Origin of the sequence: Pseudoalteromonas sp. ASV78 (assembly GCF_047806705.1) — a bacterium.
Lineage (GTDB): Bacteria > Pseudomonadota > Gammaproteobacteria > Enterobacterales > Alteromonadaceae > Pseudoalteromonas > Pseudoalteromonas prydzensis_A.
The window spans coordinates 2048302-2065824 of the sequence record NZ_JBLOPA010000001.1 but is presented as its reverse complement, the minus strand read 5'-3'; the positions used below and the strand labels follow the sequence as shown (position 1 = coordinate 2065824).

General features: G+C 41.4%; 17 protein-coding genes. 15 read left to right on the top strand and 2 right to left on the bottom strand.

Features of this window, described 5'->3' with window-relative positions; genetic code table 11:
- Window positions 1-173: 173 nt before the first annotated feature.
- From ACMVDV_RS09380 to cyoE, 14 genes are all read left to right on the top strand, one after another.
- On the top strand, window positions 174-1517 hold the full coding sequence (locus tag ACMVDV_RS09380; protein WP_304182316.1) for a Na(+)-translocating NADH-quinone reductase subunit A: 1344 nt from the start codon (window positions 174-176) through the stop codon (window positions 1515-1517).
- Window positions 1518-1521: 4 nt separating this feature from the next.
- The gene (locus tag ACMVDV_RS09375; protein WP_304182315.1) at window positions 1522-2724 is read left to right on the top strand and encodes an NADH:ubiquinone reductase (Na(+)-transporting) subunit B; all 1203 of its coding nucleotides are present in this window, start codon (window positions 1522-1524) and stop codon (window positions 2722-2724) included.
- Window positions 2717-3466 (top strand): Na(+)-translocating NADH-quinone reductase subunit C, encoded by a 750-nt coding sequence (locus tag ACMVDV_RS09370; RefSeq protein ID WP_301561841.1) that lies wholly within the window; start codon window positions 2717-2719, stop codon window positions 3464-3466. The genes ACMVDV_RS09375 and ACMVDV_RS09370 overlap by 8 nt, the downstream gene beginning before the upstream one ends.
- Window positions 3466-4098, top strand: a complete 633-nt coding sequence (locus tag ACMVDV_RS09365; protein ID WP_301561842.1) for an NADH:ubiquinone reductase (Na(+)-transporting) subunit D — start codon at window positions 3466-3468, stop codon at window positions 4096-4098. The genes ACMVDV_RS09370 and ACMVDV_RS09365 overlap by 1 nt, the downstream gene beginning before the upstream one ends.
- A gap of 10 nt (window positions 4099-4108) precedes the next feature.
- The gene (gene nqrE, locus ACMVDV_RS09360; RefSeq protein WP_064665616.1) at window positions 4109-4717 is read left to right on the top strand and encodes an NADH:ubiquinone reductase (Na(+)-transporting) subunit E; all 609 of its coding nucleotides are present in this window, start codon (window positions 4109-4111) and stop codon (window positions 4715-4717) included.
- A gap of 19 nt (window positions 4718-4736) precedes the next feature.
- Window positions 4737-5966, top strand: coding sequence for an NADH:ubiquinone reductase (Na(+)-transporting) subunit F (gene nqrF, locus ACMVDV_RS09355; RefSeq protein WP_064665617.1), 1230 nt, complete (start codon window positions 4737-4739; stop codon window positions 5964-5966).
- 95 nt (window positions 5967-6061) lie between these two features.
- Complete coding sequence (locus ACMVDV_RS09350; protein ID WP_304182311.1) at window positions 6062-7093, top strand: FAD:protein FMN transferase; 1032 nt, start codon at window positions 6062-6064, stop codon at window positions 7091-7093.
- An 84-nt stretch (window positions 7094-7177) separates the two neighbouring features.
- A complete protein-coding gene (gene nqrM / locus ACMVDV_RS09345) occupies window positions 7178-7390 on the top strand; it encodes a (Na+)-NQR maturation NqrM (protein WP_304182309.1) in 213 nt (70 codons plus the stop codon).
- 1805 nt (window positions 7391-9195) lie between these two features.
- Complete coding sequence (locus tag ACMVDV_RS09340) at window positions 9196-9606, top strand: hypothetical protein (protein ID WP_416157934.1); 411 nt, start codon at window positions 9196-9198, stop codon at window positions 9604-9606.
- 239 nt (window positions 9607-9845) lie between these two features.
- Window positions 9846-10769 carry a ubiquinol oxidase subunit II gene (cyoA, locus tag ACMVDV_RS09335; protein WP_304178640.1) on the top strand — a complete coding sequence of 308 codons (924 nt, stop codon included), beginning with the start codon at window positions 9846-9848 and terminating at the stop codon, window positions 10767-10769.
- Between the two features lie 2 nt (window positions 10770-10771).
- A complete protein-coding gene (gene cyoB / locus ACMVDV_RS09330) occupies window positions 10772-12775 on the top strand; it encodes a cytochrome o ubiquinol oxidase subunit I (protein WP_416157933.1) in 2004 nt (667 codons plus the stop codon).
- A complete protein-coding gene (gene cyoC, locus ACMVDV_RS09325; RefSeq protein ID WP_416157932.1) occupies window positions 12772-13392 on the top strand; it encodes a cytochrome o ubiquinol oxidase subunit III in 621 nt (206 codons plus the stop codon). Before cyoB ends, cyoC begins: the two co-directional genes overlap by 4 nt.
- Window positions 13392-13751: a cytochrome o ubiquinol oxidase subunit IV gene (gene cyoD, locus ACMVDV_RS09320; protein WP_416157931.1), complete on the top strand. Its 360-nt coding sequence runs from the start codon at window positions 13392-13394 to the stop codon at window positions 13749-13751. Before cyoC ends, cyoD begins: the two co-directional genes overlap by 1 nt.
- 44 nt (window positions 13752-13795) lie before the next feature.
- Window positions 13796-14680 (top strand): heme o synthase, encoded by an 885-nt coding sequence (gene cyoE, locus ACMVDV_RS09315; RefSeq protein ID WP_416157930.1) that lies wholly within the window; start codon window positions 13796-13798, stop codon window positions 14678-14680.
- A 79-nt stretch (window positions 14681-14759) separates the two neighbouring features.
- Here cyoE and ACMVDV_RS09310 read toward each other — a convergent pair whose 3' ends face one another.
- The gene (locus tag ACMVDV_RS09310) at window positions 14760-15362 is read right to left on the bottom strand and encodes an FMN-binding negative transcriptional regulator (RefSeq protein ID WP_416157929.1); all 603 of its coding nucleotides are present in this window, start codon (window positions 15360-15362) and stop codon (window positions 14760-14762) included.
- Entirely contained in the window at window positions 15363-15938 is a 576-nt protein-coding gene (locus tag ACMVDV_RS09305; protein WP_416157928.1) for a GNAT family N-acetyltransferase, read from the bottom strand.
- 114 nt (window positions 15939-16052) lie between these two features.
- On the opposite strand from ACMVDV_RS09305, the gene ACMVDV_RS09300 reads away from it, so the two are divergent.
- Window positions 16053-17522 (top strand): PLP-dependent aminotransferase family protein, encoded by a 1470-nt coding sequence (locus tag ACMVDV_RS09300; RefSeq protein WP_416157927.1) that lies wholly within the window; start codon window positions 16053-16055, stop codon window positions 17520-17522.
- Window position 17523 lies beyond the last annotated feature (1 nt).

The following is a 17523-nucleotide window of genomic DNA, read 5'->3' as shown; positions in this document are numbered from 1 at the left end:
TCACGATTAATGTTAAAATTCGCGCAATATATGTGAGGAGTTTAACTGCGTTGCTTGTTTTGAGATTAAAACAGGTAGTTCTTTGATATCTTGAATTTAGCTAAGATCATCGAAATAGCGACGTGGTTGGTACGATTTTTCAGTTTCTTTCCGTTAATGTAGTGCAAGTGCGTATGATCAACATAAAAAAAGGTCTGGACTTACCCATAGAGGGCGCACCTCAGCAAGTTATTCATGATGGTTCTACCGTCAAGCGTGTAGCTGTGCTAGGTGAAGAGTTTATTGGTATGCGTCCAACCATGCATGTTCGTGTGGATGACCAAGTTAAAAAAGGCCAGGTACTTTTTGAAGATAAAAAGAACCCAGGCGTATTATTTACTGCCCCAGCTGCTGGTACAGTAAAAGAAATTAATCGTGGTGCAAAACGTGTGCTGCAATCTGTTGTTATTGAAATAAACGGCAGTGAGCAAATCACCTTTGACTCTTTCTCAGCTGAGCAACTTTCGAGCCTCGACCGTGAAAAAGCCAAAGAAGTACTTATCCAGTCAGGTCAATGGACGGCGCTTCGTGCTCGCCCATTCAGTAAAGTAGCGGCTGTGGATGCAAATCCTAGCTCTATCTTTGTGACCGCTATCGACACTAACCCACTTGCTGCAGATCCGGCAGTGATTATTGCTGAAAATGTGCAAGCATTTGAAGCGGGTTTAGCTGTGGTTTCGCGTTTGACTGATGGTAAAGTATTTGTTTGTAAACAAGCAGGTAGCCAAGTACCTAGTTCATCAATTCCTCAAGTAGAAGTACATGAGTTTGGTGGCGTACATCCGGCTGGCCTTGTTGGCACACATATCCATCACTTAGACCCAGTGTCTGCAAGCAAGCAAGTTTGGCATATTGGTTACCAAGACGTTATCGCCTTTGGTCATTTATTCCTAACCGGTGAAATCTTTACTGATCGTGTGATTGCTCTTGCTGGCCCGCGTGTTAAAAATCCTCGTTTAGTGAAAACTCAACTGGGTGCTGCTTTAGATGATTTAGTTGCTGGCGAATTAGAAGATGGTGATAACCGTGTTATCTCTGGTTCTGTTTTAGCGGGTGCTACGTCACAAGGTCCTCAAGCATTCTTAGGTCGTTACCATGTTCAAGTATCGGTATTACTTGAAGGTCGCGAAAAAGAATTGTTTGGTTGGATTGCCCCAGGCACAGATAAATTCTCTGTAACACGTACTTTCTTATCTCACCTAACACCGAGTCGTTTATTCAAAATGACAACGTCAACAGGTGGTTCAAAACGTGCCATGGTACCAATTGGTAACTATGAGCGTGTGATGCCTTTAGATATTTTACCAACACTCTTATTACGTGACTTAATCGCGCGTGATTTAGATGGTGCAATTTCATTAGGTGCGCTTGAACTTGATGAAGAAGATTTAGCGTTATGTACCTTCGTTTGTCCAGGTAAATACGAGTATGGTTCAATCCTACGCGATTGCTTGACTACGATCGAGAAGGAAGGCTAGAGAGATGGGTTTAAAGAAATTTCTAGAAGATATCGAGCCGCATTTTGAAGCTGGTGGGAAACATGAGAAGTTTTATGCGCTGTATGAAGCAGCTGCAACTATTTTTTATACCCCTGGCCACGTAAATAAAGGCGCGACACACGTACGCGATAACATCGACCTAAAACGTATGATGATTTTAGTGTGGATGGCGACGTTCCCTGCCATGTTTTTTGGTATGTTCAACATCGGTCATCAGGCTGCTGGCGCATTAGCGCAAGGTTTTGAACTAGCAAATTCTTGGCAAGTTGGCCTGTTCCAGATGTTTGGTGGTGAATTAACCGCTGAATCTGGCTGGGGCGCGAAAATGTTTTATGGTGCCTGTTTCTTCCTACCTATTTATGCGGTTACTTTTGCCGTAGGTGGTTTTTGGGAAGTTATATTCGCTTCAGTGCGTAAACATGAAATTAACGAAGGTTTCTTCGTAACGTCTGTGTTATTTGCACTTATTCTGCCTGCAACTATTCCTCTATGGCAAGTTGCACTAGGTATTACGTTCGGTGTGGTTATCGCTAAAGAAATCTTTGGTGGTACAGGGCGTAACTTCTTAAACCCTGCTTTAGCAGGCCGTGCGTTTTTATTCTTCGCATACCCTGCACAAATTTCAGGTGACACAGTATGGACAGCCGTAGATTCATTCTCTGGTGCAACTATGCTAGGTCAAGCGTTTGTTGGTTCACTTGATTACAGCAACATGGCTCTTTGGTGGGATGCGTTTTATGGTTTCATTCAAGGTTCAGTAGGTGAGACATCTACACTTGCATTGCTAGTTGGTGGCTTATTCCTTATTTACGTTCGTATCGCTTCATGGCGTATCGTGCTAGGTGTATTCTTGGGTATGGTTGCTACCGCATTCTTATTAAATGCAGTTGGCTCTGAGACTAACCCCGTCTTTGCAATGCCTTGGCATTGGCACTTAGTATTGGGTGGATTTGCTTTTGGTATGTTCTTTATGGCGACAGATCCTGTGTCTGCGGCATTTACAGACAAAGCAAAGTTCGCATACGGTGCGCTAATTGGTGTGATGGTTGTGATGATCCGTGTAATTAACCCTGCGTTCCCAGAGGGTATGATGCTAGCAATCTTATTTGCTAACTTATTTGCACCATTATTCGATCACTTCGTAGTGCAAGCTAATATCAAGCGGAGGTTGGCACGTAATGTCTAGTAATAACGAATCAATCGGCAAAACGCTCACCGTTGTTGTGGCACTATGTTTAGTGTGTGCAATCATCGTATCGTTTGCTTCAGTTCAGCTTCGCCCTTTACAGCAAGCTAACAAAACGCAAGATATTCAAAAGAATATCTTAGCTGCAGCGGGTATTGATGCTGTTGAAAACATCTCTGATACTTTCAACGCAAAAATCGAAGCGCGCGTTGTAAACATGGAAACCGGTGAGTTTGTTGAAACTGACCCTAATACATTTGACTTTGAGAAAAGTAAATTTGACCAAAAAATTAGTTTTGCACTAAAAGCAAACGGTATCAAAGATATCGCAGGCATTCAGCGTATGACTAAAGAGTCACCAGTTTACATCTCGAAAAAAGCTGACGGTTCAACAGATGCTATCATTCTACCAATCCAAGGTTACGGCCTTTGGGGTGTGATGTATGGTTTCTTAGCGCTTGAAAGCGATGGCGAAACAGTTAAAGATATTAACTTCTATAAGCACAATGAAACACCAGGTCTTGGTGGGGAAATTCAAAACCCACAATGGACTGCAACATGGGAAGGTAAAGAGTTACCAGTCGATGTTGTAAAAAGCGGTGCTAAAAATGATCATCAAATTGATGGTTTATCAGGTGCAACTTTAACTTCAAACGGTGTTGATCACGCAGTTGACTTTTGGACTGGCGATAACGGCTTTGGTCCTTTCCTTGCGAGAGTACGTGAAGGAGCGTTGAAATAATGGCTGATACTAAAGAAATGAAGTCGGTCCTATTTGGTCCGGTACTGGCAAATAACCCAATCGCGCTACAAGTACTGGGTATTTGTTCTGCGCTTGCGGTAACGTCGAGCTTAAAAAATGCCTTAATCATGTCAATCGCATTGACTTTGGTAACGGCTTTCTCAAGCTTCTTTATCTCAATTATTCGTAACCAGATCCCATCATCTGTACGTATTATCGTGCAAATGACTATCATTGCGTCACTCGTAATCGTTGTTGACCAAGTGCTACAAGCCTTCTCTTATGCTACGGCAAAAGAGTTGTCAGTATTTGTTGGTCTAATTATTACTAACTGTATCGTAATGGGTCGTGCTGAAGCATACGCGATGAAGTCGCCGCCAGTTATGTCGTTCCTTGATGGTATCGGTAATGGTTTAGGTTACTCAGTAGTGTTACTTACAGTTGGCTTTATTCGTGAACTATTTGGTAAAGGCACATTATTTGGTGCTGAAATCATCCCTCTTGTACAAGATGGTGGTTGGTATCAGCCTATGGGTCTATTGATTTTACCACCTAGTGCATTCTTCATCATTGGTTTATTCATTTGGGTACTTCGTACTTATAAGAAAGACCAAGTAGAAGCGAAAGGATAAGGGGCAGACAGTGGAACATTATATTAGTTTATTCGTAAAAGCAGTTTTCATTGAAAACTTAGCTTTAGCCTTCTTCCTAGGTATGTGTACTTTCCTTGCAGTATCAAAGAAAGTAACAACGTCTATCGGCCTAGGTGTGGCAGTTATCGTGGTATTGGGTATTTCAGTACCAGTTAACAACTTGGTTTATCATGCGGTTCTTGCACCTGGTGCACTTGAGTGGCTTGGTTACCCTGAAGCGGATCTTAGCTTCTTACGTTTCTTGACCTTTATCGGTGTTATTGCAGCACTAGTACAAATTCTTGAAATGGCATTAGATAAGTTCTTCCCAGCACTTTATAACGCGTTAGGTATCTTCTTACCATTGATCACAGTTAACTGTGCAATCTTCGGTGCAGTATCTTTCATGGTTGAACGTAACTATAACTTCAGTGAATCTGTGGTTTATGGTATCGGTTCTGGTGTGGGTTGGGCGCTAGCAATTACTTTACTTGCTGGTATCCGTGAGAAAATGAAATATTCAGACGTGCCAGATGGCCTACGTGGTTTAGGTATTACCTTTATCACGGTTGGTTTAATGGGTCTTGGCTTTATGTCATTCTCTGGTATTTCACTTTAATAGGTAGCGAGGATAAATCATGAGTTATGAGATTTTCTTAGGCGTTGGTGTTTTCATCGCTATCGTTGTACTGCTAGTTTTAGTCATCATTGGTGCTAAATCTAAGTTAGTTGCAAGCGGTGACATCATCATCGGCGTAAATGGCGATCCAGACAAAGCCATTACAACATCAGCAGGTACCAAGCTTTTAGGCGCGTTATCTGAATCAGGTATTTTCGTATCATCTGCATGTGGTGGCGGTGGCTCTTGTGGTCAATGTCGTGTACACATTCACTCTGGTGGCGGCGATATCTTACCAACTGAGCTTGATCACATTTCTAAAGGTGAAGCCCGTGAAGGCTGTCGTTTAGCGTGTCAGGTAAATGTTAAAAACGACATGGAAATTGAGCTTGAAGAGTCAATTTTCGGTGTTAAAAAATGGGATTGTGAAGTTATTTCTAACGATAACAAAGCAACCTTCATTAAAGAGCTTAAGCTACAAATTCCTGATGGCGAGTCAGTACCGTTTCGTGCCGGTGGTTATATTCAAATTGAAGCGCCACCGCACCACGTTAAATACGCTGATTTCGATGTACCAGAAGAGTACCGTGGCGATTGGAACCATTTTGGTTTCTTCAAGCTGGAGTCAAAAGTAGACGAAGAAACAATTCGTGCTTACTCAATGGCTAACTACCCAGAAGAAGAAGGCATCATCATGCTTAACGTGCGTATTGCTGCGCCGCCGCCAAGAGATTTAAGCTTACCTTGTGGTAAAATGTCATCGTACATTTGGTCACTTAAAGAAGGTGATAAAGTTACTATCTCTGGTCCATTTGGTGAGTTCTTTGCAAAAGACACTGATGCCGAAATGGTATTCGTAGGTGGTGGTGCTGGTATGGCACCGATGCGTTCACATATCTTTGACCAACTTAAGCGTTTGAACTCTAAGCGTAAGATGAGTTTTTGGTATGGTGCACGTTCTAAACGTGAAATGTTCTATGTTGAAGATTTTGACGGCCTAGCGGCTGAAAATGATAACTTCGTATGGCATACCGCGCTTTCAGATCCACAACCAGAAGATAACTGGGAAGGCTATACTGGCTTTATCCATAACGTGTTATTTGAGAACTATCTTAAAGATCACGAAGCGCCAGAAGATTGTGAGTTCTACATGTGTGGTCCGCCAATGATGAACGCTGCGGTTATCACTATGTTGAAAGACTTAGGTGTTGAAGACGAAAATATCTTACTAGATGATTTCGGTGGTTAATACCAAAACTAATTAAAATTAGTTAAAATGCTAGCCTCGTAACAATAACTGTTACGAGGCTTTTTTATATTCTTAACTTAACTAAGTAGGCTGCAATGAATAGAGTTTTTCACCCACAAGGCATTATTGCCTTATTCTTTTTTACCCTCACTTTACTCATAAGTGGCTGCGGCCAGAGCGATGAACCGCAAGAGCTTTACCTTGAAGGTAAAACCATGGGTACCACCTATCATATAAAGGTGTTCGCCAAACAAGAAAAATTGGATTCACTGAACTTACTGCCAGAGATAACACAGCTTCTTAAAGACATTAATCAGTCAATGTCGACTTATATTGATGATTCTGAAATCAATACATTTAATCGTTTGCCAGCAGGGCAAGTGACGCCAATCAGCAGTGACTTTAGAGCGGTGGTTAGCGAGTCTATTCGCTTAGGTGAGTCTACTAAGACTCTTGATGTAACTATGGGACCACTGATTGATTTATGGGGTTTTGGCCCTGATAAGAAACCAACAAAACGTCCCACCGACGCAGAGTTAGCTGCGATGGTTGCACAAATTGGCGTTGATAAACTGATCCTTAGCGACCAAGGCTTAGCAAAAACCATCGATGGTTTGGAGCTGTCGTTTTCGGCTACCGCTAAAGGCTATGGTATAGATAAAGTGGCTGAATTATTAGAAAGCCATGACTTAACTAATTACATGGTTGAGATTGGTGGTGAGCTTAGAGTTGCTGGTAAAAAACCAAATGATCAAGATTGGCGTATCGCCATTGAGCAGCCGGACGCAGAGCCTGGTGTGCGTAAAGTGCACCGCGTATTAGCACCTGGTAACAACGGGATTGCCACATCGGGTGATTATCGTATTTTTTATGAAATGGATGGCATAACCTACAGCCATTTGATTGATCCAGCAACCGGTATGCCGAGCCGTCATGATTTAGTCTCGGTTACTGTGTTACACCCATCAGCCATGACTGCCGACGGCCTTGCAACTGCATTAACCGTCATGGGGATGGAAAAAGCTAAGGCCTATGCCGAAAAACATGACTTACCAGTGTACTTAATTGGTAAATCAACGGATGGTTTAGTGACATATTCGAGCCCCGCATTCAAACCCTATTTGTAGCAGAGCACAAAGCCGTTTATAATACACACAGCTTGGTGATTATCACCAAGCATTATTTTATTGCTGATCAATAGGGGCTAAGCAATGTCACTTTTTCTTCTTACATTTGGTTTATTGCTTTTAATAGTCGCAGCAATGGCTGTGGGCATGATGGTACAAAAGAAATCTATGGCCAGCAGCTGTGGTGGTTTAGGCTCTGTAGGTATTGATAAGGCCTGTGATTGCGATGATCCATGCGACAAGCGTAAAAAGCGTATGGCAAAAGAGCAAGTTTGGAAAGAAAACCAAATTTTATAAGCTCATTTTAGCCTAATATCACCTGAGTCCAGGTTAAAGGAAAAGCGCCTCATTAGGCGCTTTTTTGTGGCTGTTCACAATTTGATTAATTGACTACCTAATACTGCATATTTTACGCCTTTTGCTCGTAAGATAAACGCTGCTGGGCCTAGGTATCGCTGACTGTGCATTGCCACATTGATAGCTTAACCAGTCACTTTGATTGTTAAGTCGTGTTATATCCCCCGAAAAACAACTGTAGCCTTGGCTTAACAGTTGACGATATTTATCGGTTGTAAGCTTTAATCACTGCTTTGTTTAATCCGTTAATTTCGTGCATTGCAATTGCTGCGGCAGTTAAAGTAAAGGAGCCGCTAAGCAAGCCAAGTAGTATGGTTTTGCGAATTATATTAATATCCTGTTATTTTTATTTTGTAATTTGTTAAGAATATAATATTTAACTGGATCGGTCTAAAATTATCTTCCCTTGAAGTGAAATTATTTTCCAGAAATCTAATGCTTAACGGGTTTTATTCTTAATTGATTGTTTATTATCAATAATAATTATTGGCAAGGTGTTTTTTTGAACATTTAAGTTGATTTTAAGACTGAAATTTAGACTAAATTCTATAAGTTAATTTTTTTCATCTATCGGATTTATTTTTATCAGTTGTCAGCTTTGAGCTATTACACTAAATTTAGTTTCAAGGAAGCGAAGTAAACAAGCCGCTTACAAAGAATCTTTATAATTGTGTGTGAAGATGTTGTCAAAGGCGGTTCAAGTTTAGTGCAAACTGGGCTTGGACTGTTTTTATTTTACAGCCACATGATTAGACGAACTAAGAGTTTGTCACTGAATTACAGTGTTTATCGAAAGCACTAAAACTGAATCTTTATAATTGTGTGTGAAGATGTTGTCAAAAAGACAGTTCAAGTTTAGTTAAACTGAGCTTGAACTGCTTTTATTTACTGCCACACGATTAGATGAACTTATTGTTCATTAGTGAATCTACAATATGTACTGAAGAATACTAGAACCGAATCTTTATAATTGTGTGTGAAGATGTTGTCAAAGGCGGTTCAAGTTTAGTGCAAACTGAGCTTGGACTGTTTTTATTTTACTGCCACGCGATTAGACGAACACAGTGTTTGTCAGCGAATTACAGCGTTTATTGAACAACGCTAAAACCGAATCTTTATAATTGTGTGTGAAGATGTTGTCAAAGGCGGTTCAAGTTTAGTGCAAATTGAGCTTGGACTGTTTTTATTTTACTGCCACGCGATTAGACGAACACAGTGTTTGTCAGCGAATCACAGCGTTTATTGAGCAATGCTAAAACCGGATCTTTATAATTGTGTGTGAAGATGTTGTCAAAAAGACAGTTCAAGTTTGGTCAAACTGGACTTGAACTGCTTTTATTTACTGCCACACGATTAGATGAACTTATTGTTGATTAGTGAATCAATAATATGTACCAAAGAATACTAGAACCGAATCTTTATAATTGTGTGTGAAGATGTTGTCAAAGGCGGTTCAAGTTTAGTGCAAACTGAGCTTGGACTGTTTTTATTTTCTTTAATCCACAATTATCACAATGTTTTTATAAAGCGCCTTAAAGGCGCTTTTTTTATGGCTAAAAGCTTCGCTTAGCTAAAAAGTTAGCTAACTTGATTGTTTTTAACTTGTAGCTTGTGTTGACTTTGTTATAATCCTCCCGAAATTTCAGTAATTACTGAAACTTTATTGATGAAGATCATAACAACGAAGTGAAAAATAGCGTAAGTGCTGTTGTTTACTTGTTACTAAATCTGTAAGGCCAGTACCTTTGAACTCACAAAATTGTCCACAAGCAACACAGCAAACAACGTTTACGCGTTGGCAGCTATGTGTGCGTGCACTTTTTGCCGGAGGTGAGCTGTTCTCTGCATTAGTTATTTTATTAATTAATTCAGTTATGTTAGTAAATGGTAGTATTGAAGAGGCAACAGAGCTAAAGAGTTTATTAACTGAAGGGGCTGCTGAGTCGTCTTTAATTAATGTATTGAGCTTTTTAGCGTATCCAGTTGTGTCATGCCAGTTGTTAATTGGTTTATGTTGGTTGATTTTTCACTTTTTTCCAGCGCGTCGTGCTGGGATTATTTTACGCAAAGCAGCCTTTGCTTTTCGTGCTCCTAAAACATCACTCGTTGTACACAGCGCTCATGGCTGTCGTGCTCCACCCCTTGTATTCGGTTGAACGCTACTCGTTATTGATGGCTTGATTGAATTAGTCGCTTACTAATTTCGTTTCTTCACTAATAATGTTTAGCCGCAGTGTATCTGCGATTCGGCCACCTCCATTAAATTTCCTTGGCGTTTAAAGCTTGTTGCGACTTGTTTTAAACCACGTTAGGAATAGTTTAAACCGTTGTTCTGACCTGTTGGTATTTTTGGGTAAGACAGCACACGTCAAATTTTAGGTTGTAGGATAGTCCTTTGTTAATTCGAAACCTCTGTAATATTGCTCTGGGCACAACTGTGCTCGCACTAACCGGTTGTAAAGGCGGGGTGCTTGATCCAAAAGGGCAAGTTGGGATAGATGAAAAAAATCTGATCATTATTGCCACAGTGCTGATGCTAATTGTGGTTATTCCTGTGATTGTGATGACCTTGTATTTCGCGTGGAAATATCGCGATGGCCAAGATCAGCAAATTTATGCGCCAAAATGGGCACACTCAGGAAAAATTGAAGCCGCCGTCTGGGCGATCCCAATTGTGATAGTTATCGTGCTGGGTGTCATTACTTGGCAGTCAACTCAAGATTTAGACCCTTATAAACCCCTTGAAGGCAAAGGCAAGCACTTAACTGTTGAAGTGGTATCGCTGAATTGGAAATGGCTGTTTATTTATCCTGAGCAAGGTATTGCTACGGTTAATGAATTGGTATTTCCAGCTAATGTACCGGTGGAATACAAAATCACCTCAGAAAGCACCATGAACTCATTTTTCATTCCACAACTAGGTAGTCAAATCTACTCGATGGCGGGCATGGAAACCAAACTGCATTTGATTGCTAATGAAGCGGGTACGTTTAAAGGTTTTTCGGCTAACTACAGTGGCGCAGGTTTTACCGGTATGAAATTTAATGCCATTGCTACGCCAACGCAAGCTGACTTTGATAGCTGGGTAAACAAGGTGAAAAGCCAAGCTAATACGCTCACTAAAGCGAATTACGATGCACTGGCATTACCGAGTGAAAACAACCCAGTGACTTATTTTGCTGATGTTGATGATGGCTTGTTCCACACCATCGTTATGAAATATATGCAAGCACATGGTGATATGAACAAGATGCACAACGCAATGCCAGAGCACAGCGGCCATGAAAATCACACAATGCACAGTGAGGGTAAGGAATAATTATGTCGTTACTTGGAAAATTAACATTAGATGCTATTCCGTTCCATGAACCTATTTTGATGGTGACAATGGCGGTGGTGATGATTGCAGGTGCATTGATTGCAGCTTTGATCACAAAATATAAAAAATGGGGTGTGCTATGGCACGACTGGATCACCTCAATCGATCATAAACGCTTAGGCGTAATGTACATTATTCTTGCCTTGATCATGCTGTTTCGTGGTTTCTCAGATGCCATTATGATGCGGGCCCAATTGGCGCTTGCTACAGGAGGCGCAACGGGTTATTTGCCGCCAGAGCATTATGACCAAATATTCACCGCGCATGGGGTGATCATGATCATCTTTATGGCGATGCCATTTATGATTGGTCTAATGAACATTGTATTGCCACTGCAAATTGGTGCGCGCGATGTCGCTTTTCCATTTTTAAATAATTTAAGTTTCTGGCTTACCGCCGGTGGTGCAATATTAATTAATATTTCATTGTTCTGTGGTGAGTTTGCAAAAACCGGTTGGGTGGCGTATCCGCCTTTGTCAGAGATGTCATTTAGCCCTGGGGTCGGGGTCGATTATTATATTTGGGCGCTGCAAATATCCGGTATTGGTACGCTATTAACGGCGGTAAACTTTTTAGTAACCGTATTTAAAATGCGTGCGCCTGGTATGCGTTTAATGCAAATGCCTATTTTCACTTGGACCTGTACTTGGGCAAATATCTTAATTGCGGCATCATTCCCAATCTTAACTGCGGTGTTGACTATGCTAACACTGGACCGTTATTTAGATTTCCACTTCTTTACTAATGAAGCGGGCGGTAACGCCATGATGTACATCAACCTGTTTTGGGCTTGGGGTCATCCAGAAGTATATATTTTGATTTTACCTGCCTTTGGGATTTTTTCTGAAGTTATCTCGACCTTTACCGGTAAACGCTTATTTGGTTATAAGTCAATGGTATATGCCAGTGGCGCAATTTCTATCTTAGGCTTTGTAGTATGGTTGCACCACTTTTTCACTATGGGATCCAGTGCCAACGTTAACGCCTTTTTTGGGGTAATGACCATGGTCATTGCGGTGCCCACCGGCGTAAAACTGTTTAACTGGTTATTTACTATTTACCGTGGCCGTTTACGGATCACAGTTCCAGTGCTTTGGACGCTTGGCTTTATGGTGACCTTTACCATCGGCGGGATGACAGGGGTATTACTGGCAATTCCAGGTGCTGATTATGTATTACACAACAGCTTATTCCTGATTGCCCATTTTCATAACACCATCATCGGTGGTGCGGTATTTGGTTACTTAGCTGGTTTTGCATTTTGGTTCCCCAAAGCAATGGGCTTTAAACTGCATGAAGGGTGGGGGAAGGCGTCTTTCTGGTGTTGGTTAATTGGTTTCTTTGTTGCATTTATGCCTTTATACGTACTTGGTTTCTTAGGTATGACGCGTCGCTTAAATCACACCAATAATCCGGATTGGAATATCTGGTTGTACATTGCCTTTGTCGGTGCGGTGATCATTATGTTTGGTATTTTATTCCAAGTTGTACAGCTTATTGTCAGCTTTAAAAATCGCGAAGCATTAAAAGATACAACCGGCGATCCGTGGAACGGTCACACACTTGAGTGGTCAACATCGTCACCACCACAATACTATAACTTCGCAACTATACCACATGTACACGATATCGATACTTGGACCGACATGAAAGAGAAAGGCCAAGCGTATCAGCAACAAGCAAGCTATGCGCCTATTCATATGCCAAAAAATACTTCGGCAGGGGTAATGATGAGTGCCTGTTTTACTACATTCTGTTTTGCCATGATCTGGCATATTTGGTGGTTGGCAATTGTCGGTGTTATTGCTGGCATCACGGTATTCTTTAAACGCTGTTACACCAGTGATGTTGATTACTACGTGCAACCAGACGAAATTCTTGAAATTGAAAGTGCACATAATAAAAGTGCAACAATATTTAACCAAGGTAAGGAGTTCAGCGCATGAGTTCGATCCCTGCTGATATGAATATCATCAATCATGATGTCCATGCTCATGAGCATCATGATACGGGTGGCGATACGGTATTTGGTTTTTGGCTTTATCTAATGACCGACTGTTTATTATTTGCCTCATTTTTTGCCACCTATGCGGTGCTGTATATGAATACAGCCGGCGGCGTATCTGGCAAAGATATTTTTGAACTGGATTTTGTAGCGGTTGAAACTGCTGCATTGCTACTAAGTAGTATCACTTTTGGTTTTGCGATGATTTCAGCGCATGCGCAAAAAAAAGCCGCTACCTTAACTTGGTTGGCTATCACTTTTGCCTTTGGCGCCGTGTTTATTGGCATGGAAATCTATGAATTTCATCATTTAATTGCTCATGGTAATGGCCCACAGCGCAGTGCATTTTTAACCGCGTTCTTTTCTTTAGTGGGTTTACATGGCCTGCACGTAACGGCGGGTTTAATTTGGATGGCGACGATGATGATTGAAGTATCACGCCGTGGTTTAAACCCTGCAACCGTTACACGTCTAAGTTGTTTAAGTTTGTTTTGGCACTTTTTAGATGTGGTGTGGATCTGCGTATTTACCGTTGTTTACTTAATGGGGGTGATGTAATGAGCCACAGTGAATCACATGTATTAGATGAGCTACATACACAAAGCCATAGTGATGCTACACATGGCAGTGTTAAAGACTATTTAATTGGTTTTGTTTTATCAATCATTCTAACAGCCATCCCATTTTGGGCGGTGATCAGCGGTACATTGTCAAAACCAACCACATTTGCCTGTGTTGTTGTAATGGCCATTGTGCAAATTTGGGTGCACTTAAAATACTTCTTGCACCTGAACTTTAAAACCGAAGACGGTAAAGCCAGTTCGTTATCGTTCATCTTCAGTGCGCTGATCATCGTTATGGTGGTGGGCCTGTCGGTGTGGATCATCTACGAATCGAACGCCATGATGATGTACTAGCCCCAGCTAGTACATTGTTAACAGCAAAGAATAGGGGACTGCAGATGTTTCGTCGTTATTTAAAGGTCACTAAACCCGGCATTATTATGGGTAATCTGATCTCGGTTGCGGGTGGGTTTTTACTCGCCTCGCGTGGTGATATTGATGGCTGGCTAATGCTTGCTACATTAGTTGGCTTATCACTGGTAGTGGCCTCTGGCTGCGTGATCAATAATGTGATCGACCGTGATATTGATATTCGCATGGCGCGTACGCGAACACGGGTCACTGTAACGGGCGAAATGTCAGCTAAGACTGCTTTGCTGCATGGTACAGCACTTGGTGTATTAGGCTTTGCTTTACTGATAATTTTTACTAACTGGATTGCAGTGTTTTTTGCTGTGTTTGGTTATGTCATATACGTGGCTGTTTACAGCTTATATATGAAGCGTCGCTCAGTGTATGGCACGTTTATAGGTAGTTTATCAGGAGCAGTACCACCAGTGGTAGGGTACTGCGCCGTGACTGCACAGTTTGATATTGGCGCACTGATTTTATTGGTGATGTTTAGTTTATGGCAAATGCCGCACTCTTATGCGATTGCTATTTTTCGCTATAAAGACTACCAAGCCGCGCGCATTCCGGTATTGCCGGTAGCGCAAGGGATTGATAAAGCTAAACATCATATTGTGTTGTATATCGCGGTATATGCGCTAGTGGTGATGCTATTAACCATTGGCGGTTATACCGGTATGGCTTTTTTAGCCGTTGCTTGCACCACTAGTTTTTGGTGGCTGTTAATGGCGCTAAGAGGTTATCGACGTAACATTGATATTAGTGGTTGGGCACGCCAAGTATTTGCGTTCTCAATTGTGAATATCACTGCATTAAGCATTGCTATGGCTGTTGATTATCAAAATATAGCGCCGCAATTACTTGCTCTTAATTAATTTTTGAACCGAGTTAATTCCAAAGTTAACCAAAGGCTCTGAGATCTTCGAGGAGCCTTTTTTCATGTTTGTAGTATTGCTAATCGATTAATTCAGCAATACTGAGTTTATCTGCTAACGTTAAACTTTGCTTTATGGCTGCACGTATTTCAGCTGGTTTGTTTTGGCTAAGCTTAAAATTGCCACGCCAGCGACTGGGAATAAATTCAATAAAGCTCAATTGTTGATACATTGCTTCGCGCTGCTGTACGGGTACCTCATCAATTTGCCATTTATCTGTAGCATGTTCGCTAAAGTGTTGCTCAAAGTGATCGGTTAGTCGTTGCATGATCTGTTCTTTGTGATGTTGATCTTTAACAATACGCACTTCAGCCGTTACATAAACACTCGCATAAAGCCAGCTAGGCAAGGTTTTGTTATGTGCATAAATGGGCGATAAATAGCAATCATCGCCACTAAATAATAAGTTCACCGATTGACCATCAAGCAATGATAATGGGTTGTACCTGGCCACATGGCCGATAAAAATATCCCGTGCTGAGTCAAATAATAACGGCACGCGGCATATATCATTGAGCTGGCTTTGTGGATTTGGCATTAAAATAGTCGCCAGTGGATAGCTATTTACTAACTGCTGTAATTGCTTACTATCATGCTGTTGAAAGTGTTGTGGTGGGTACATTTATAGCTTTCCTGCTAACTGCGATTTTATGGTCGGCCATTGTTCATCAATAATGCTGAACTGAGCGGTGTTTCGATATGAGCCATCAGTAAGCAATCTATCTTTATAACGAATACCTTCAAAGCGGGCGCCAAGGCGAGTAATAGCATTACGCGATTTTTGGTTTTGTTCATGGGTATTAAAAGTAATACGCACTAAGCCTAATTCATCGAACGCATATTGCAGTAGCAAGTATTTCGCGTGGGTATTTACAAAACTACGTTGCCACTGTTTAGCAATAAATGTGTGGCCAATCTCGGCGCTGCGATTTTGTTTATCTAACCTAAATAAACGTGTAGTGCCAAGCACCTGGCTACTTGCTTTATCAACTATGGCGTAAACGACTTGTTGTTCGGCATTAAATTGTGCTGTATTGATAAACCAGTCATCGAGAGTTGCACGGGTTTGAGTGTAATTTATTAACACCCAACGCCATATTTGTGGGTCTTGACCTGCTTGATACAGCCCCTCGAGGTGGTTTTGTGTCAGTGGCTCTAAAGCCAGCTTATTGGTTTGATGAATGTGTTTTGTAAACATGATAAGCCCTATATTTTGCTTTTTATGTATAACAAAGATACGCTACCTTGGTTAGTAATAAACAACCAGTTTTAGCTTTTTAACTAGACCAGTTTAGAGTGTTTTGGAGTCGAAATGCAGCCGTTAGTTATTGAATTTGCTGAGTCAGAGCCTGCTAAATATTTGCAACTGGCCAGCGCAATACGCAGTGCCATAATGCAAGGCAAGCTCGCGCCAGGAGTAAAACTCAGCTCGGCGCGTGTTATGGCAAACACTTATCAGCTTAATCGCCATACGGTGATGAATGCACTGCAATTATTAGTAGCGGAAGGCTGGCTTGAATCTCAGCAGCGCTCAGGTTATCGGGTTACCAAGTCATTGCCCATTCAAAGTAGCGTCAGTACCTCAAATACCCCAATACTGAAAGCAAAACCTTATCAATTTGCGAAAACATTGGCTGTGCCAGCTGCTGGAATGGATTTAACTGCGTATAAATATAACTTTGCTGGTGGCTTGCCTGATCTTGCCAGTTTCCCACAAAAAGAATTTAAACGCTCCGTCAGTCATGTGTGTAATCACTTAGATATCAATCAACTGCATTATGGGCAGATCAGTGGTAACGAGCAATTAAAAGCGCATATTTGTGATTACTTATACAAAGCGCGTAATTTAAACGTAAGCGACGTATTGATCTGCAATGGCTCGCAAGAAGCACTGTTTTTAATCGCCAAAGCGTTTATAAAACAAGATGATTTTGTTGCTGTAGAAACGTTAGGTTATCCGCCAGCAAGGCAAGCCTTTGCAGCTTGTGGCGCACAGCTTATCGATATTAAGCAGGATGATGAAGGCTTATGTGTTGATGATTTAAAAGCCCAGCTGGAATGTTATCCAATTAAAATGCTGTACTTAACGCCGCTGCACCAATACCCAACTACCGTGACCTTATCGCCAACGCGGCGCTTGCAAATTTATCAGCTGTGTTATGCCCATAACGTAATGATCATCGAAGATGACTACGACCATGAATTTCATTATCGCTGTCAGCCATTACAACCCATGGCAGCAGATGACCCCGCAGATATTGTTATTTACCTATCGACGTTTTCAAAGATTATGTTTTCAGCCGCACGTATCGGCTATATCTGCGCAGCGCCTGAAGTATTAGCGCAATTAACCGCATGGAAGCAGCTGATGAACCATAAGAACGATGTGATCATGCAATTAGCTGTCGCACACTGGATGAAAGAAGGTGGCTTTGAACGGCATTTAAAGCGTATGACCAAACTGTATAAACAGCGCTATGAAGCGATGGATGCTTATTTAATAGAGCTACAAGCACTTGGGCATCCTATTGAATATAAAAAGCCCGACGGTGGCATGGCGATGTGGGTCAACTTTAATAAAGATACTCGTCACTTAAAAGCACAGTTAGCAAAGCAAGGTGTGTACTTACAAACCGAAGCCGAGTTTTACTTTACCAATTCAGTACGCAGTTTAAAGCCTGTAAACTATAGCTATGCCCGACTTGGTTTTGCAGGGCAATCGAGCGAGAACATACAGCAAGGTCTACAGCTGGTAATGCAATATTTTTATACAAATGAATGAA

What these genes read in the sequence shown, in the direction of transcription:
- ACMVDV_RS09380 (WP_304182316.1), top strand. Translation starts at nt 174, where the DNA reads ATGATCAACATAAAAAAAGGTCTGGACTTACCCATAGAGGGCGCACCT.
- ACMVDV_RS09375 (WP_304182315.1), top strand. Translation starts at nt 1,522, where the DNA reads ATGGGTTTAAAGAAATTTCTAGAAGATATCGAGCCGCATTTTGAAGCT.
- ACMVDV_RS09370 (WP_301561841.1), top strand. Translation starts at nt 2,717, where the DNA reads ATGTCTAGTAATAACGAATCAATCGGCAAAACGCTCACCGTTGTTGTG.
- ACMVDV_RS09365 (WP_301561842.1), top strand. Translation starts at nt 3,466, where the DNA reads ATGGCTGATACTAAAGAAATGAAGTCGGTCCTATTTGGTCCGGTACTG.
- nqrF (WP_064665617.1), top strand. Translation starts at nt 4,737, where the DNA reads ATGAGTTATGAGATTTTCTTAGGCGTTGGTGTTTTCATCGCTATCGTT.
- ACMVDV_RS09350 (WP_304182311.1), top strand. Translation starts at nt 6,062, where the DNA reads ATGAATAGAGTTTTTCACCCACAAGGCATTATTGCCTTATTCTTTTTT.
- nqrM (WP_304182309.1), top strand. Translation starts at nt 7,178, where the DNA reads ATGTCACTTTTTCTTCTTACATTTGGTTTATTGCTTTTAATAGTCGCA.
- cyoB (WP_416157933.1), top strand. Translation starts at nt 10,772, where the DNA reads ATGTCGTTACTTGGAAAATTAACATTAGATGCTATTCCGTTCCATGAA.
- cyoC (WP_416157932.1), top strand. Translation starts at nt 12,772, where the DNA reads ATGAGTTCGATCCCTGCTGATATGAATATCATCAATCATGATGTCCAT.
- cyoD (WP_416157931.1), top strand. Translation starts at nt 13,392, where the DNA reads ATGAGCCACAGTGAATCACATGTATTAGATGAGCTACATACACAAAGC.
- cyoE (WP_416157930.1), top strand. Translation starts at nt 13,796, where the DNA reads ATGTTTCGTCGTTATTTAAAGGTCACTAAACCCGGCATTATTATGGGT.
- ACMVDV_RS09310 (WP_416157929.1), bottom strand. Translation starts at nt 15,362, where the DNA reads ATGTACCCACCACAACACTTTCAACAGCATGATAGTAAGCAATTACAG.
- ACMVDV_RS09305 (WP_416157928.1), bottom strand. Translation starts at nt 15,938, where the DNA reads ATGTTTACAAAACACATTCATCAAACCAATAAGCTGGCTTTAGAGCCA.
- ACMVDV_RS09300 (WP_416157927.1), top strand. Translation starts at nt 16,053, where the DNA reads ATGCAGCCGTTAGTTATTGAATTTGCTGAGTCAGAGCCTGCTAAATAT.